The following is a 16275-nucleotide window of genomic DNA, read 5'->3' as shown; positions in this document are numbered from 1 at the left end:
AATTCCCGCCGGGTCCGGCCCGCCCGGCCCGCACGCTCGCCGCACGGCCGAACGCCCCGGCCTGATCCGACGCCAATTGTCAGACAGGCCCTAGGCCTGCCGGTCCTCGATCTCCACGCGGGGCGCGCTGTCGTGCCACAGGCAGAAGACCGACAGCTCGCGGCCGTCCTTGGTGAAGGTGACCCGGATCCAGGTCGGCTGCTTCCACACCTGCATCTGCCAGCCGGACGCGGGCGTCGCCGAGACCAGCTCGGCGGAGGTCTCGCCGAGGTCGAAGGTGACCCGGCCGCCGTCGACCGGATAGCTCTTCACCGAGGACGCGGAATCGGACGCGCCGGTGGTGGCGGGCGCGGTCCTTCCGGTCGCGGGCGCCGCGGGCGTGGTCTCCGGAGCGTCCGAGGGCGGCGAGGCGGGGGACGAGGAGGGGGCGGCGGCGGTCGTGCGCCGCTCGCTCGGCGTGGACTTCGGGGACGGCGGCGAGGACGACGGGGTCACGGGCCGGTGCGTCGAGGAGGTCAGCGGATCGCTGCCGGACGCGGCCGGCGCGTCCTCGGTGGTGCCGACCGGGAGGGGGAGCGCGCGCGGGGGGTCGTACACCGTGCCGGACAGCACCGTGTGCACTCCCCACCAGGACAGGGTGACCGCCGCGCCGGTGGCGAGCGACCAGGCCAGGGCGTGAACGAGTCCTCTTCGCACCGGCCCATAGTGCACCACCCCCTGAGGGGGCGTACGGGAGGGTGGACATTGCTCACCTGTTCCCTCGAATGGCGTACGGTGCGGCCCATGGCAAGTGTGCTCGTGGTCGAGGACGACCAGTTCGTGCGCTCCGCCCTCATCCGCCAGCTCTCCGAGGCCTCCCACACGGTACGGAGCGTCGGTACGGCTCTGGAGGCGTTGCGCGAGGTCGCCCATTTCCGTTTCGACGTGGTCATCCTGGACCTCGGACTGCCCGACCTGGACGGGTCCGAGGCGCTGAAGATGCTGCGCGGGATCACCGACGTACCGGTGATCATCGCGACCGCCCGGGACGACGAGGCCGAGATCGTACGGCTCCTGCACGCCGGCGCGGACGACTATCTCGTGAAGCCCTTCTCGGTGGACCACCTCTCGGCCCGCATGGCGGCCGTCCTGCGCCGGGCGCGGTCCGCCGCCGGCGAGGCGCCCCCGTCCCGGGCCATCCGCGTCGGCGGGCTCACCGTCGATCCGCTGCGCCGTCAGGCGGAGCTGGACGGGGCGCCCTTGGACCTCACCCGGCGCGAGTTCGACCTGCTGGCCTTCCTCGCCGGGCGGCCGGGCGTGGTCGTCCCGCGCAAGGAGCTGCTCGCCGAGGTCTGGCAGCAGTCGTACGGGGACGACCAGACCATCGACGTACATTTGTCATGGCTGCGGCGGAAATTGGGCGAAACGGCCGCCAGGCCCCGCTACTTGCACACCCTGCGCGGCGTGGGCGTGAAGCTGGAGCCGCCCCGGGAGCAGGAACCGGAGCCGCAGCGGTGAGGTGGGCGCTCGTCAAGGTGTCGCTGGCCGTCACCGCCATGGTCGTCGTCGCCTTCGCCGTACCCCTCGGGCTCGTCGTCAAGGAGATGGCCCGCGACCGGGCCTTCTCCAACGCCGAGCGGCGGGCCGCCGGGCTCGCCCCCGTCCTCGCGATCACCACCGACCGCCAGGAGCTGGACAAGGCCGTCGCCACCACCGAGGACGGCGCCGCCGGACGGCTCGCCGTCCACGTGCCCGCCGAGGACTCGGGCGGGACCGCGCTGGAGATCGGCACCCGCAGGGCCGACGCCGAGGAGCTCGCGGCCACCCGCCGGCTCGGCCGGGCCTCCATCGCCGAGGTGCCGGGCGGCTTCGCACTGCTCCAGCCCACGGCGCTCAGCAGCGGCCAGGTCGCCGTCGTCGAACTCTTCGTCCCCGAAGGCGAGGTCACCAACGGCGTCGCCACCGCCTGGCTCGTCCTCGCCGGGGTCGGCCTCGCGCTGATCGTCGGCTCCGTCGCCGTCGCCGACCGGCTCGGCGTCCGCATGGTCCAGCCCGCCCAGCGGCTCGCGGGCGCCGCCCACGACCTCGGCGAGGGCCGGCTCGGCGCCCGCGTGCCCGAGGAGGGCCCGCCGGAGCTCAAGTCCGCGGCCGTCGCCTTCAACTCGATGGCCGACCAGGTCGTCCAGCTCCTCGCCAACGAGCGCGAGCTCGCCGCCGACCTCTCCCACCGGCTCCGCACCCCGCTGACGGTGCTGCGGCTCAACGCGGCCTCGCTCGGCTCCGGCCCCGCCGCCGAGCAGACCCGGGCCGCCGTCGAGCAGCTGGAGCGCGAGGTCGACATCATCATCCGTACGGCCCGGGAGGCGAAGCCGCAGACCCAGGCGACCGGGCCCGGCGCCGGCTGCGACGCCGCCGAGGTCGTCCGCGAGCGGATGGACTTCTGGTCGGCGCTCGCGGAGGACGAGGGCCGGCGGGTACGGGTCGCGGGCGTCGAGCGTCCGGTACGCATCCCGGTGGCCCGGCCCGAACTCGTCGCCGCCCTCGACGCCCTCCTCGGCAACGTCTTCCGGCACACTGCCGAGGGCACCGCCTTCTCCATCGACGTCCACAACGGCGACGACGCCGTCATCGTCCTGGTCTCCGACGCGGGCGCCGGCATCGCCGACCCGGCCGCCGCCCTGGCCCGCGGCAACAGCGGGGGCAGGCCCGGCTCGACGGGCCTCGGCCTGGACATCGTGCGGCGGATGGCGGAGGCCACCGGGGGAGACGTCGCCATCGGGCACTCCGTGCTCGGCGGCACCGAGGTCCGCGTCTGGATCGGGCTCGACGGGCGCCGCCAGGGCGCCACGGCCGGCCGCCGCGGCCACCGCCCGGTCCGCCGCCGCCGGGGCGGCACGGGCACCCGCCGGGCCGCCGACGCCTGAGCGGAACGGGGTGCGCGGGGCCGAACCTTTCGTGGTTCCGATGCCTTCCTTAAGCGGAGCCTAAGAATCCCAACCCCGGCCCGATCGCTGCCATTTGTCCGTTTCCGAGTCGCTAGCGTGCTGCCGCACCCCACCCCCACACCCCGGCACACAGAGGCAGGCACGCGATGGGCACCAGTTCGCACCGGCGCAGGGCGAGCACCAGGACCAAGGCCGTCGGAGCCGTCGTCGCGGCGGCGATCGCCGGCGGCACCGCCTTCGCGCTCAGCGGTACGGCACAGGCCGCCGGCGTCGGCGCCGCCTACACCCGGACCAGCGCCTGGACCGGCGGCTACACCGGCCAGTACGTCGTCACCAACGGGTCGAGCACCACCCAGACCGACTGGACCCTGGAGTTCGACCTCCCGGCCGGGACGACCATCGGCTCCCTCTGGAACGGCGAGTACACCGTCTCCGGCGGCCACGTCACCGTGCGGCCCGCGAGCTGGAACAAGCAGCTGGCGCCCGGCCAGTCCGTCACCGTCGGCTTCGTGACCTCGGCCGCGGGCGCGGCGGGCGATCCGGCCGACTGCCTCATCAACAAGGCCGCCTGCTCCGCCGGAGGCCCCGCCCCCACCCCCAGCGGCCGCCCCACCGAGCAGCCCACCGCGACCGCCTCCCCCTCGGCGACCGCGAAGCCGACCCCGACGTCGACGGCGACTGCGACGGCCACGGTCAAGCCGACCCCGACGGCCACCGCCACCGCCACCGTGAAGCCGACCCCGACGGCCACCGCGACCACCCCGACGCCCACCCCCACCGCGACCGGCGCCCCCTCCACGGCCGCCAAGTACGCCCCGTACGTCGACACCTCGCTCTACCCGGCGTACGACCTGCTCGCGACCGCCGACGCCACCGGCGTGAAGGAGTTCAACCTCGCCTTCATCACCTCCGGCGGCTCCTGCGCCCCCCTCTGGGGCGGGGTCACCGACCTGGCGAACGACAAGGTCGCGGCCCAGATCGGCGCCCTGCGCGCCAAGGGCGGTGACGTCCGCGTCTCCTTCGGCGGCGCAGCCGGCCACGAGCTGGCCCTGAACTGCTCGTCCTCCTCGGCGCTGGCCGCCGCGTACGGCAAGGTCATCGACCAGTACAAGCTCACCAAGGTCGACTTCGACGTCGAGGGCGCGGCCCTGCCGGACACCGCCGCCAACACCCGCCGCTCCCAGGCGATCGCCCAGCTCCAGAAGACCCACCCGGGGCTCGACGTCTCCTTCACGCTGCCGGTCATGCCCGAGGGCCTGACGCAGCCGGGCGTGGCGCTGCTCGCCGACGCGAAGAAGAACGGGGTCCGCGTCGACGCCGTCAACATCATGGCGATGGACTACGGCCCGGCGTACAGCGCGGACATGGGCACCTACGCGATCCAGGCCGCCACCGCGACCCAGGCCCAGGTCAAGGGCGTCCTCGGGCTCTCCGACGCGGCCGCCTGGAAGGCCGTCGCCGTCACCCCGATGATCGGCGTCAACGACGTCACCAGCGAGATCTTCCGGGTCGACGACGCCACGCAGCTCGTCGACTTCGCGAAGTCGAAGGGGCTCGGCTGGCTCTCGATGTGGTCCTCGACCCGTGACAAGCAGTGCGCGGCCGGCGCCGTGAACCACGCCGACGCCACCTGCTCCTCGATCCTCCAGCAGCCCCTGGCCTTCACGAAGGCCTTCGCCGCCTACAAGTAGGCAGGCCCCACAGGCCCCCCACACCGCGCGCCCCGGCCGGAGCCACCCCACCCCCAGGCCGGGGCGCGCACCCCTACCCGGCCGTCGGCCGTACGGCGCAGGCGTCGACGATCGCCGCGGTGTCCCAGTAGAAGGGGCGGACCTCGGCGATCCGGCCGTCCCGTACGGTGATCGTCTGCAGGATCGGGAAGGCCAGCTCGCGGCCGGTGGCGCGGGCGCGGGCCCGTACGCGCGTGAGGACCACGGCGGTCGCGCCCGTGGCGAGGAACTCCTGCTCCGTCATGTCGAAGGACTCCCACACCCGGCTCATCGCGAGGAAGAAGCGCTCCAGGCCCGCGTGTCCGCGCCAGGTCCCGCCGTACGGCAGGGCGGCGGCCTGGTGGAGGACGACGTCGGGCGCGAAGTAGGGGGCGAGCGGGGCGAAGGAGGCCCGGCCGGGGCCTCCGGCCGCCAGATAGGCGGCCTCCGCCGCGTACATACCGGTCAGGACGGCCGCCGAGTCCGCCGTGGCGTCGGTGGCGTCGGTGGCGTCGGTGGCGTCGGTGGCGTCAGTGGTGTCGGCGGTGTCGGCGGTGTCGGCGGTGTCGGTGGTGGAGGTAGTCGTCATGCCGCCAGCGTGATCGCCCGGGGCGGAGCACGCCGGCGGCTGTCGGACGTCGACCCCGCGAGGTCGCGCCCTACGCCCGCGACGCCTTCCCCTCCTCCAGCATGTCGAAGAGCGAGAAGAGCACCATCATCACGCCCGCCTCATCCCTTCACCGCGCCGCGCATCACCCCGCCCACGATGTGCCGGCCGAACAGCGCCAGTACGACGAGCAGCGGCAGCGTCCCCAGCAGCGCCCCCGCCATCACCACCGACTGGTCGGGCACCGTCCCCCGCCCCAGGCCCGTGAGCGCCACCTGCACCGTCGGGTTCCCGGTCTGCGTCAGGGCGAGGACCGGCCAGAAGAAGTCGTTCCAGGCCGCCACGAACGACAGCATCCCGAGCACCGCCATCGCCGGGCGCGCCGCCGGCAGCACCACGTGCCACACCGTCCGCAGCGTCCCCGCCCCGTCCATCCGGGCCGCTTCGAGCACCTCGGACGGCAGCGCCCGCCGCAGGTGCTGGAGCATGAAGAACACCCCGAACGCGGAGACGAGCGACGGCAGGATCACCGCCTGGAGCTCGTCGGTCCAGCGCAGCCGCGCGATCAGCAGATAGAGCGGGACGACCCCCAGCTGAGGCGGGATCAGCATCGTCCCGGCCACCAGCAGGAGCAGCGTGCCCCGGAAGCGGAACCGCAGCTTGGCGAAGGCGAACCCGGCGAGCGTCGAGAAGAGCACCGTTCCCGCAGTGACCACCCCGGCGACCAGCGCGGTGTTCGCCAGGGCCTCGCCCAACCGGGCTTCGGTCCAGGCCAGTTCCAGGTTCCGGGGCAGGTTCCGCCCGAACCGGAACGGCGGCGGAGTGGCCGCGAGCCGCGTACTGGTCCGCGAGGCGGCGACCGCCGTCCACAGCAGCGGGAAGAGGGACACGGCCGTGAAGAGCGCGAGCAGCGCGTACGTGCCCCAGCCGGCCCGCTCCGTCCTCACGAGGCCCGCCCCGTACGGCTCCTGCGCGCCAGGCCGCCGCGCAGGAGCCGTACCGCCCCGAACAGCACGACCAGGACCAGCAGCATGGCCCAGGCGATGGCCGCGGCCCGCCCCAGATGGAGGTTCACCCAGCCCTGCTCGTACAGATAGAGCCCGAGCGTCTGGAACTGGTGATCCGCGCCACCCGAGGCACCCGCCCCGCTCCCGAACAGCAGCGGCTCGCCGAAGAGCTGCGTCGCGCCGATCGTCGAGACCAGCACCGTGAAGGCGATCGCGGGTCTGATCCCCGGCAGCGTCACGTGCAGGAACCGGCGCCACCGTGACGCCCCGTCCAGCGCCGCCGCCTCGTACAGCTCGCGCGGGACCGTCTGCATCGCCGCCAGATAGATCAGCGCGTTGTAGCCGGTCCAGCGCCAGACCACGATCGACGACACCGCGAGCTTCGACGCCCAAGGGCCGTTCTGCCAGTCCACCGGGGGCAGACCGGCCGCTCCCAGGGCCCAGTTGGCCATCCCGTGGTCCCGTCCGTAGAACAGCGCGAAGACCAGGGTCGCGGCGGCGACCGAGGTCGCGTACGGGGCCAGGGCCACGACCCGGAAGATCCCCCGGCCCCGCAGCCGCACGTCGAGCAGGTGCGCCACGCCGAGCGCGAGCAGCAGCTGGGGGACGGTGGAGACGATGCCGATGACGACCGTGTTCGCGAGCGCGTTCCAGAAGAACGCGTCGTCGAGCAGCCGCGCGTAGTTGTGCAGGCCCACCCACTGCGCCTCGGCGGGGGCGGTCAGCTCGACGCGGTGGAGGGAGGTCCAGGCGGTGGCGAGCAGGGGGAAGACGCCGAAGGCGCCGAAGAAGAGGAAGAAGGGGGCGACCAGGGCGTAGGGGGCCCAGCGGGAGCCGGTGGGCGTCCGCCGGGTGGTGGCCGGAGTCCGGCGGGTGGGCGTCCGCCGGGTCGTGGGGCGGGTGCGCGTCCGCCGGGTCGTGGGGCCGGGTCCGTGGTTGGTGGGTGCGGGGGCAGGGGCCTCCGGCGGGGGGTGTCCGGACTGCGTCCTCACCGCGCTTCGCGCGAGTTCCGGCGCTTTTACGTCCGGACACCCCCCGCCTCCGGCCCCTGCCCCCTCGCCGCCGTCGCCGTCTGCGGGCGTGTGGGGGTGGCCAGGCAGGTTCCCTACCCCCTTGTCGCCGTCGCCGCGTTCGGTTGGTTGGGGATGGCCGCCTAGCGTGGGTGCGACCGAGTGGGGGTGGTCGCCGTCGCCGGGTGCGGCTGGGTGGGTGTGGTCGCCTACCGCAGGTGTGGCGTCCTGTGTCGGGTTCTCCCAGTCGGCCATCAGCGGTCCAGCGCGTTGTCGATCGCCTTCATCGCCGCCCTCCAGGCCGACTCCGGCGCGCGGCCCGTCTGGTCGACCTGGAGCATGCCGACGTCCGCCAGGGTCTGGGCGATCAGGGCGTCCTTCGGGCCGACCGGGGCGCGGGGGACGCCGCGGGCCGCCGTGGCGAAGATCGTGCCGACCGGGGCGTCGCCGAAGTACGGGTGCCGGGCCTCCGCGACCGCAGGGAGCGCGTACGCCGCCGAGGCGCTCGGGAAGCTGCCGCGCCGGGCGAAGAGCACCGCCTGCTGGGCCGGCGCCGTCAGCCAGGCCGTGAGCCGGGCCGCCTCGGCGCGGTGCCGGCCGGCGGACGGGACGACGAGGAACGAGCCGCCCCAGCTGCCCGGTCGGGGTGCCGCCGCCACGTCCCACCGGTCACGTCCGGCCGGGCCCGCCTTGTCCTGGATGTAGCCGAGCATCCAGGCGGGGCAGGCGACCGTGGCGAACGCGCCGTTCGCGAAGGCCTGGTCCCAGCCGGGCGTGAACTGCTGGAGCCGGGCGGTCAGCCCCTGCCGGGCGAACGCGGCGGCGAGGTCCCATGCCTCCCGTACGGCAGGGTTGACCGCCACGATCAGGTCGCCCCGCTCGTCGTAGTAGCGGAGCGCCGCGCTGCCCGTGACCGCCGCCATCACCCCGGACGCGGAGTCCGTGAACGCCGTGCCCTCCGGGGCCCGCTCGCGGTAACGGACCCCGGCCGCGAGGTACTTGCGCCAGTCCCCGGCCCACAGCCGCCCCACGGCTCCCCGCTCGGTCGGCAGTCCGGCCCTGGCGAAGAGGTCCTTGCGGTAGCAGACGGCCTGCGGCCCGATGTCGGTGCCGAGCGCGAGCGTGCGCCCGTCGGGGGCGGTGCCCTGCGCCCACTTCCACGGCAGGAAGGCGGACCGGTCCACGCCCGGCGCCGAGCCGAGCCCGTCGAGCCGGCCGCCTTGGGTGGCGAGCACCTCGGCGATGTTGCCGACCTCGACGGCCTGGACGTCGGCGAGGCCGGAGCCGGCGGTGAGGTGGGTGAGGAGCTGCGGGTAGTAGACGTCGTTGCGGGTGAGGGAGGTCTGCCGGACGGCGACGTCCGGGTTCAGCCGCATGTACGTCTCGTACAGCCCGGCCTCCTGGAGGCCGAACGTGCCGAACACGCCGACGGTGAGCGTGATCCGCCGCCCGCTCCCGTCCACCGGCCCCCGCACGGGGACGCCCGCCGCGGGCGCCGGGTCGGGGTCGGTCGCGCAGCCGCCGGAGAGCGCCGCGCCCAGGAGGAGGGCGAGGGCGAGTGCGGCGACGGGCCGGTGCCTCCTCCTGCTCCCCATGGGCCCCGACCGTAGTGCGGCTCCTCCTGGGCGGCGGGGGGCAGCTCGCCGGGCCGCGCGGAATCCACCCGCCCGCACCACTCGCCCGGCCGTACGCGGCGGGCCCGTCGTCGAACGTCTTCGACGACTCCCGGACCTTGACCGTGTTCTGACAGCGACTCAATAGTGGGAGCGCTCCCATTCAATCTTCGACGGGATACCCATGCGCAGAACACGCCACCTCCTCGCGGGGCTCGCCCTGACCGCGGGCCTCCTCACGGCCACCGCGCCCAGCGTCACCGCCGCACCCACCGCGGCCGACCCCGCCGCCACCAACGCGGCCGACCCCGCCGCTACCAGCGCCTCGTACAGCTGGAAGAACGTCCGCATCGACGGCGGCGGCTTCGTCCCCGGCATCGTCTTCAACCGGGCCGAGAAGGACCTCGTCTACGCCCGCACCGACATCGGCGGCGTCTACCGCTGGAACCAGGCCGCCGCCTCCTGGACCCCGCTCCTCGACTCCGTCGACTGGGACCACTGGGGCCACACCGGAGTCGTCGGCCTCGCCTCCGACACCGTCGACCCCGACCGGCTGTACGCGGCGGTCGGCACGTACACGAACGACTGGGACCCCGGCAACGGCGCCGTCCTCCGCTCCGCCGACCGGGGCGCCACCTGGCAGCGCACCGACCTCCCCTTCAAGCTCGGCGGCAACATGCCGGGCCGCGGCATGGGCGAACGCCTCGCCGTCGACCCGCACAAGAACAGCGTGCTCTACCTCGGCGCGCCCAGCGGCAACGGCCTGTGGCGCTCCACCGACTCCGGCGTCACCTGGTCGAAGGTCGGCTCCTTCACCAACCCCGGCAATCACCAGCAGGACCCGACCGACACCAGCGGCTACAACTCCGACGAACAGGGCATCGTCTGGGTCACGTTCGACGAGTCCACCGGCACCCCCGGGACCGCGACCGGCACGATCTACGTCGGCGTGGGCGACAAGGAGAACGCCGTCTACCGCTCCACCGACGCCGGCGCCACCTGGACCCGGCTCCCCGGCCAGCCCACCGGGTACCTCGCCCACAAGGGCGTCCTCGACGCGGAGAACGGCCACCTCTACCTCGCGTACAGCGACACGGCCGGCCCGTACGACGGCGGCAAGGGCCGGGTCTGGCGGTACGCCACCGCCACCGGCGAGTGGAAGGACATCAGCCCCGTCGCCGAGGCCGACACCTTCCACGGCTTCAGCGGCCTCACCGTCGACCGGCAGCGGCCCGGCACGGTCATGGTCTCCGCCTACAGCGCCTGGTGGCCCGACACCCAGATCTTCCGCTCCACCGACTCCGGTTCCACCTGGACCAAGGCCTGGGACTACACGGCCTATCCCACCCGCGCCAACCGCTACACGATGGACGTCTCCACCGTCCCCTGGCTGACCTGGGGCGCCACTCCCGCCGCGCCCGAACAGACCCCGAAGCTCGGCTGGATGACCGAGGCCCTGGAGATCGACCCCTTCGACTCCGACCGCATGATGTACGGCACGGGCGCCACGATCTACGGCACCCAGGAGCTCACCAAGTGGGACACGGGGACGAACTTCACCATCCGGCCCATGGTGAAGGGCCTTGAGGAGACCGCCGTCCTCGACCTCGCCTCGCCGCCCTCCGGCGCCCCGCTGATCAGCGCCCTCGGCGACATCGGAGGCTTCCGCCACACGGACCTCACCGCCGTCCCGTCGATGATGTTCACCTCCCCGAACTTCACCTCCACGACCAGCCTCGACTACGCCGAGACCAACCCGGACGTGGTCGTCAGGTCCGGTCACCTCGACGGCGGGCCGCGCGTCGCCTTCTCCGCCGACAACGGCGCCAACTGGACCGCCGGACAGGAGCCTTCGGGCGTCACCGGCGGCGGCACCGTCGCCGTCTCCGCCGACGGCGGCCGATACGTGTGGAGCCCGGACGGCACCGGCGTCCACACCGGCACCGGAGGCGCCTGGACCGCCTCCACCGGCATCCCCGCCGGAGCGACCGTCGAGTCCGACCGCGTCGACCCCACGACCTTCTACGGCTTCAAGGACGGCACCTTCTACGCCAGTACGGACGGCGGCGCGACCTTCACCGCCCGCGCCACCGGCCTCCCCGCCAAGGGCAACGCCCGCTTCAAGGCCGTCCCCGGCAGGAAGGGCGACATCTGGCTCGCCGGTGGTGCCCCCGACTCCACCTACGGCCTCTGGCACTCCACGGACGGCGGCGCCGCCTTCACCCGTGTCTCCGGCGTCGACCAGGCCGACACCGTCGGCTTCGGCAAGGCCGCACCCGGCGCCGCGTACCCCGCGCTCTACACGAGCGCGAAGATCGGCGGCGTACGGGGCGTCTTCCGCTCCACCGACGCCGGCACGACCTGGGTCCGGATCAACGACGACGCCCATCAGTGGGGCTGGACCGGCGGCGCGATCACCGGCGACCCCCGCGTCTACGGCCGCGTGTACGTCTCCACCAACGGACGCGGCATCATCTACGGCGACACCGCCGAGACCGGCGGCGGTGACGGCGGGGGCGACCCCGGGACGCCCTCCGGCACCTGCAAGGTCGCCTACAAGGTCACCAACCAGTGGCAGGGCGGCTTCCAGGCCGACGTCACCCTGACCAACACCTCCACCACCGCCTGGACCGGCTGGGCGCTCGGCTGGCAGTACCCCGCGGGACAGCGCGTCGGCCAGATGTGGAACGCGACCCCGACCCAGACCGGCACCTCCGTCACCGCCGGGAACGCCGGCTGGAACGGGCCCGTCGCCGCCGGAGCCTCCGCCTCCTTCGGCTTCACCGGCACCTGGACCGGCACCAACCCCGTACCCGCCGCCTTCACCCTCGGAGGTGCGACGTGCTCCGTCGCCTGATCGCCACGGCGGCCCTTCTGACCGCCGCCCTCACCCTCGCTCCTCCCGCCGCCGCAGCGGACGCCCCGCTCCGGGACCTCGCGGAGGCCCGCGGCCGCTACCTCGGCACCGCCGTCACCGCCGGGAAGCTCACCGGCGGGTACGCGGACGTCGCCGCCGCCCAGTTCGGCTCCCTCACCCCCGGCAACGAGATGAAATGGGGCTCCGTCGAAGCCACCAGGGGCACCTACGACTGGACCGGCGCCGACCGCGTCGTCGCCTTCGCCGAGGCCCACGGCCAGCGGGTCCGCGGCCACACCCTCGTCTGGCACAGCCAACTGCCCGCCTGGGTCACCGGCGGCACCTGGACCGCCGACCGGCTGCGCACCCTCATGACCGACCACATCGCCGCCGAGGCCGGCCGCTACAAGGGCCGCATCGACCACTGGGACGTCGTCAACGAGCCCCTGAACGAGGACGGCACCCTCCGGCAGTCCGTTTTCGGCGCGACCCTCGGCGAGTCGTACGTCGCCGACGCCTTCCGCGCCGCCCGGGCCGCCGACCCGGCCGCGAAGCTCTACCTCAACGACTACTCGACCGACGCGATCGGCGCGAAGAGCGACGGCATGTACGCCCTGGTCGAGCGGCTCCTCGCGCAGGGCGTCCCGGTCGACGGCGTCGGCTTCCAGGCCCACCTCGTCCTCGGCCAGGTCCCCGCCTCCCTGGAGGCCAACCTGCGCCGCTTCGCCGAGCTCGGCGTGGACGTGGCGATCACCGAGCTCGACATCCGGATGCCCCTGCCCGCGACCGAAGCGAAGCTCGCCCAGCAGAAGGCCGACTACGCCGCCGTCCAGCGCGCCTGCCTGGCCGTCACCCGCTGCGCCGGCGTCACGGTCTGGGGCTTCACCGACTCCGACTCCTGGATCCCGGACTTCTTCCCCGGCCAGGGCGCGGCGACCCCGTACGACGAGGCCCTGGCCCCGAAGCCCGCCCGCGCCGGGCTCGCCGAGGCGCTCGCCCCGGACACCCCGCCCGCCCCGGGTGTGTGCTCCGTCACGTACGCGGTCACGAGCCAGTGGACGGGCGGCTTCACGGCGCAGGTCACCGTCCGCAACACGGGCACGGCCCCGCTGAACGGCTGGACCGTCCGCTGGACCCAGCCGGCCGGCCAGCGGGTCACCCAGGCGTGGAACGCGACGGCGACGCAGACGGGGGCCGAGGTGACGGCGACGAACCTCTCGTACAACGCGACGGTCCCGCCGGGCGGCTCGACCGCCTTCGGCTTCAACGGCTCCTGGTCGGGCACCAACCCGCCGCCGACGGCCTTCGCCTGTTCCTAGGCGCATGCGAAAACGACCGAGGCCCCGGTTCTTTCGAACCGGGGCCTCGGCCTTCAGGGTGAGTAACGGGACTCGAACCCGCGACATCCTGGACCACAACCAGGTGCTCTACCATCTGAGCTATACCCACCATGACCGGCGATTTTCTTGGGTTTCCCCGACCGGCCGAGAAGAAGTCTACAGGGTCCTGGGGGGTGCTCGCGCCCGCATTGATTCCGGACGCGAGCGACCCCGTTCGGACGGGGTCTGTACGGGGTCTACTCCGCGGGCACGACGTGGCGCGAGGCGATCCGCTTCGCGGTCTCCGAGTCCGGTCCGGGCTGCGGGACGAAGACCGCCTCCCGGTAGTAGCGCAGCTCCGCGATGGAATCGCGGATGTCGGCCAGCGCCCGGTGGTTGCCGTTCTTCTCCGGACTGTTGAAGTACGCCCTCGGGTACCAGCGGCGGGCCAGCTCCTTGACCGAGGAGACATCGACGATCCGGTAGTGCAGGTGGCTCTCCAGGGCAGGCATGTCCCGAGCGAGGAAGCCGCGGTCCGTGGAGACCGAGTTCCCGCACAGCGGCGCCTTGCCGGCTTCCTTGACGTGCTCGCGGATGTACGCGAGGACCTGGGCCTCCGCGTCGGCGAGCGTGGTGCCGCCGGCGAGCTCGTCGAGCAGTCCCGAGGCCGTGTGCATCTGGCGCACGATCTCGGGCATGGTCTCCAGGGCCGCGTCCGGCGGGCGGATCACGATGTCCACCCCGTCGCCGAGCACGTTCAGTTCCGAGTCGGTGACCAGTGCGGCCACCTCGATGAGTGCGTCGTCCGTCAGCGAGAGCCCGGTCATCTCGCAGTCGATCCACACCATGCGATCGTTCATGCGTCCACCTTAGGGGGTGTCGCGCCGATCACGCCGGGCTCGCGGCGCCCGGCGTGACGGGGGAACGGCCGACGAGCCCCCGGGAACGGCCGACGACCCGCTGGGAACGGCCGACGGGCGCCCGGGGGAGGTGTCCCCGGGCGCCCGTCGGTCCTGCGATGCGCCGCTTGTGGCCGCGCGGGTCTCTGTTACGGCGCTACGGCGCGCTGCGCTGGCCCGGCAGGGAGGGGCGGCCGGGGGCGTAGGCGTCCGCGTGCGGCTTCCCCGGCTCCAGCGAGCCCGGGCGCCGGAGGCCGGCGCCCACCTGGGCGGGCACGGCAGAGTCCAGCACGACCGTGCCGCCGTCGCCCTGCGGCCGCCTGGCCCGGTACGCGGCCCGGTAGGCCGCCGGCGAGGAGCCGAGCTGCCGCCGGAAGTGGCCGCGCAGTGCCACCGGCGAGCGGAAGCCGCACCTGCCCGCGACCTCGTCGACCGAGTAGTCGGAGGTCTCGAGCAGCCGCTGTGCCTGGAGCACCCGCTGCGTGATCAGCCACTGGAGGGGGGCGGAGCCCGTCAGCGAGCGGAACCGGCGGTCGAAGGTCCGCCGTGACATGTACGCGCGCGCGGCCAGGGTCTCCACGTCGAACTGCTCGTGGAGGTGCTCCAGTGCCCAGGCGACGACCTCGGCCAGCGGGTCGGCGCCGATCTCCTCTGGTAAAGACCTGTCGAGGTAGCGCTCCTGGCCGCCGCTGCGCCGCGGCGGGACGACCAGCCGGCGCGCAAGCGCGCCCGCGGCCTCGGTGCCGTGGTCGGTCCGCACGATGTGCAGACACAGATCGATTCCGGCCGCGGTGCCGGCGGAGGTGAGGACGTCGCCGTCGTCGACGAAGAGCTCCCGCGGGTCCACGTGGACCGACGGGTAGCGCTTGGCGAGCGTCGGCGCGTACATCCAGTGCGTGGTCGCCGGCCGGCCGTCGAGCAGGCCCGCCGCGGCGAGGACGAAGGCCCCCGTGCAGAGGCCGACGATCCGCGCGCCCTCTTCGTGGGCGCGGCGCAGCGCTTCGAGCGCCTCCGGCGGTGGCGGCGAGGTGATCGACCGCCAGGCCGGCACGACGACGGTCCCGGCGCGGCCGATGGCCTCCAGGCCGTACGGCGCGGTGAGTTCGAGTCCGCCGGTGGTCCGCAGCGGTCCGTCCTCGCCGGCGCAGACGAGCAGCCGGTAGCGGGGCACGCCGGCGTCCTGCCGGTCGATGCCGAAAACGGAGAGCGGGATGGAGCTCTCGAAGATGGGGCCGCCGCTGAACAGCAGCACCGCGACGACTTCGCGACGGCGGCGCCCGGACAGCTTCCGTGCGACCTCCGGTGCGGTGGAGTCCTGGCTCATGACGCTAAGCCCCCCTCGGTGTTCGCGTCTCCCTGGTCGTGTCGCTCCTGCACGTTTCCCCTCGGTTTTGCACGAGACCCCAGTCTTCGGTACCCATGATCGAATCTACTGTGTCCCATGGCGCCGGCGTGACAAGTTCTCCATCCGGTGGATTGTCGACAAGGCCACTTGGCGCGAAGCGATCGATCGCGAAGCGTTCCACCTGGCGGCCCCGAGGGGAAGGGGCGGCGCCGTGAACGCCCGGTGGGCCTAGGGTGCGGGGCCTTGTTCCAGGGCTTCGGGGGCCGTCGGCGCCGGGGTTGGCCAACCGTTCCGCCAAGGACTCGCCGGTGAATGGAAGTTGGCTGAAAACATATGGGTTCGGGTGTGCGAACCTGTCAACTCGAAGGGGGTCGGAGGCGTCCCCGGCTCAGTTCCCGCGCCTGGTTCGTACCGTTTCGGCCCGTAGTCCGCGCTCCGAGCGGCGCAGAAGCAGCCGGCACGCCGCCGTCACCGAGACGAGTCCCAGCGCGGTTCCGGCGGCCCCGCCGAGCGAGGTGCCGTAGACGACGAGCACCACGGGCACGAGCACGCAGCAGAAGACCGCCCATCGGACGACGTCGCCGGCCGGGTCCGCGGTTCCTGCCCCGGGGCCGGTCTCCCGCTCCCGGTCCGCGCCCGCCGGGGCGGTCGCGGAGGGGGCCCGGGACGGACGCGCGGCGGCGGCGGGCGCGCGGCGGCGGCCGCGGGGCGAGCCGAGCGCGGGGGCGGGGGCGGGTCCGGTGGCGCTCTGGCCGGCGTCGGTCGATGGTGCGGGCACGGGCGGTCTCCTTGCGACGGCGGGCTGGACCTGTGGGAACGAGGAGCGGAACGTTCCGGTCACTGTGCGCGACGTCCGTTTGGCCCCCGTACGGACGCCTGTAGGGCACAACCGGCATTGCCAGATCGCGAACCCCTCGGGCATGCTCCCTGGAACGCCGCGCGCGAGCGGGGCGTACGCCGGGGAGTGACACGGCGGGCTCTGGGC

Annotated in this window: 13 protein-coding genes and 1 tRNA gene; 5 read left to right on the top strand and 9 right to left on the bottom strand. The window is 73.6% G+C overall.

Annotation, left to right across the window (positions count from 1 at the left end; genetic code table 11):
- Positions 1 to 90 precede the first annotated feature (90 nt).
- A complete protein-coding gene (locus ASC82_RS02890) occupies positions 91 to 696 on the bottom strand; it encodes a hypothetical protein (RefSeq protein WP_056640921.1) in 606 nt (201 codons plus the stop codon).
- Between the two features lie 87 nt (positions 697 to 783).
- Here ASC82_RS02890 and ASC82_RS02885 point away from each other — a divergent pair, with 87 nt between their 5' ends.
- From ASC82_RS02885 to ASC82_RS02875, 3 genes are all read left to right on the top strand, one after another.
- Positions 784 to 1497 (top strand): response regulator transcription factor, encoded by a 714-nt coding sequence (locus ASC82_RS02885; protein WP_056640917.1) that lies wholly within the window; start codon positions 784 to 786, stop codon positions 1495 to 1497.
- Complete coding sequence (locus ASC82_RS02880) at positions 1494 to 2903, top strand: HAMP domain-containing sensor histidine kinase (RefSeq protein WP_056640914.1); 1410 nt, start codon at positions 1494 to 1496, stop codon at positions 2901 to 2903. The genes ASC82_RS02885 and ASC82_RS02880 overlap by 4 nt, the downstream gene beginning before the upstream one ends.
- A gap of 167 nt (positions 2904 to 3070) precedes the next feature.
- Positions 3071 to 4615, top strand: a complete 1545-nt coding sequence (locus ASC82_RS02875; protein ID WP_056640911.1) for a cellulose binding domain-containing protein — start codon at positions 3071 to 3073, stop codon at positions 4613 to 4615.
- Between the two features lie 73 nt (positions 4616 to 4688).
- Here the strand turns inward: ASC82_RS02875 and ASC82_RS02870 are convergent, their stop codons facing one another.
- From ASC82_RS02870 to ASC82_RS02855, 4 genes are all read right to left on the bottom strand, one after another.
- Positions 4689 to 5093: a nuclear transport factor 2 family protein gene (locus tag ASC82_RS02870; RefSeq protein WP_056641513.1), complete on the bottom strand. Its 405-nt coding sequence runs from the start codon at positions 5091 to 5093 to the stop codon at positions 4689 to 4691.
- A gap of 269 nt (positions 5094 to 5362) precedes the next feature.
- A complete protein-coding gene (locus ASC82_RS02865) occupies positions 5363 to 6187 on the bottom strand; it encodes a carbohydrate ABC transporter permease (RefSeq protein ID WP_107105797.1) in 825 nt (274 codons plus the stop codon).
- Positions 6184 to 7239: a sugar ABC transporter permease gene (locus ASC82_RS02860; RefSeq protein ID WP_056640908.1), complete on the bottom strand. Its 1056-nt coding sequence runs from the start codon at positions 7237 to 7239 to the stop codon at positions 6184 to 6186. Before ASC82_RS02860 ends, ASC82_RS02865 begins: the two co-directional genes overlap by 4 nt.
- 272 nt (positions 7240 to 7511) lie before the next feature.
- Positions 7512 to 8852: an extracellular solute-binding protein gene (locus tag ASC82_RS02855; protein ID WP_056640905.1), complete on the bottom strand. Its 1341-nt coding sequence runs from the start codon at positions 8850 to 8852 to the stop codon at positions 7512 to 7514.
- 202 nt (positions 8853 to 9054) lie between these two features.
- Here ASC82_RS02855 and ASC82_RS02850 point away from each other — a divergent pair, with 202 nt between their 5' ends.
- Entirely contained in the window at positions 9055 to 11727 is a 2673-nt protein-coding gene (locus tag ASC82_RS02850; protein WP_056640903.1) for a cellulose binding domain-containing protein, read from the top strand.
- A complete protein-coding gene (locus ASC82_RS02845) occupies positions 11712 to 13046 on the top strand; it encodes an endo-1,4-beta-xylanase (RefSeq protein ID WP_242427523.1) in 1335 nt (444 codons plus the stop codon). The genes ASC82_RS02850 and ASC82_RS02845 overlap by 16 nt, the downstream gene beginning before the upstream one ends.
- Before the next feature lie 57 nt (positions 13047 to 13103).
- Here ASC82_RS02845 and ASC82_RS02840 read toward each other — a convergent pair.
- From ASC82_RS02840 to ASC82_RS02825, 4 genes are all read right to left on the bottom strand, one after another.
- Positions 13104 to 13176, bottom strand: a tRNA-His gene (locus tag ASC82_RS02840).
- Between the two features lie 127 nt (positions 13177 to 13303).
- Complete coding sequence (gene orn / locus ASC82_RS02835; protein ID WP_056640901.1) at positions 13304 to 13906, bottom strand: oligoribonuclease; 603 nt, start codon at positions 13904 to 13906, stop codon at positions 13304 to 13306.
- A 196-nt stretch (positions 13907 to 14102) separates the two neighbouring features.
- Positions 14103 to 15269: a helix-turn-helix domain-containing protein gene (locus ASC82_RS02830; protein WP_056640899.1), complete on the bottom strand. Its 1167-nt coding sequence runs from the start codon at positions 15267 to 15269 to the stop codon at positions 14103 to 14105.
- A gap of 409 nt (positions 15270 to 15678) precedes the next feature.
- Positions 15679 to 16068, bottom strand: coding sequence for a hypothetical protein (locus ASC82_RS02825; RefSeq protein ID WP_056640896.1), 390 nt, complete (start codon positions 16066 to 16068; stop codon positions 15679 to 15681).
- Between the last annotated feature and the right edge of the window lie 207 nt (positions 16069 to 16275).

The sequence above is a fragment of the Streptomyces sp. Root431 genome (assembly GCF_001426585.1).
In the GTDB taxonomy this organism is placed as follows: domain Bacteria; phylum Actinomycetota; class Actinomycetes; order Streptomycetales; family Streptomycetaceae; genus Streptomyces; species Streptomyces stackebrandtii.
This window is presented reverse-complemented; position numbering and strand designations above follow the sequence as displayed.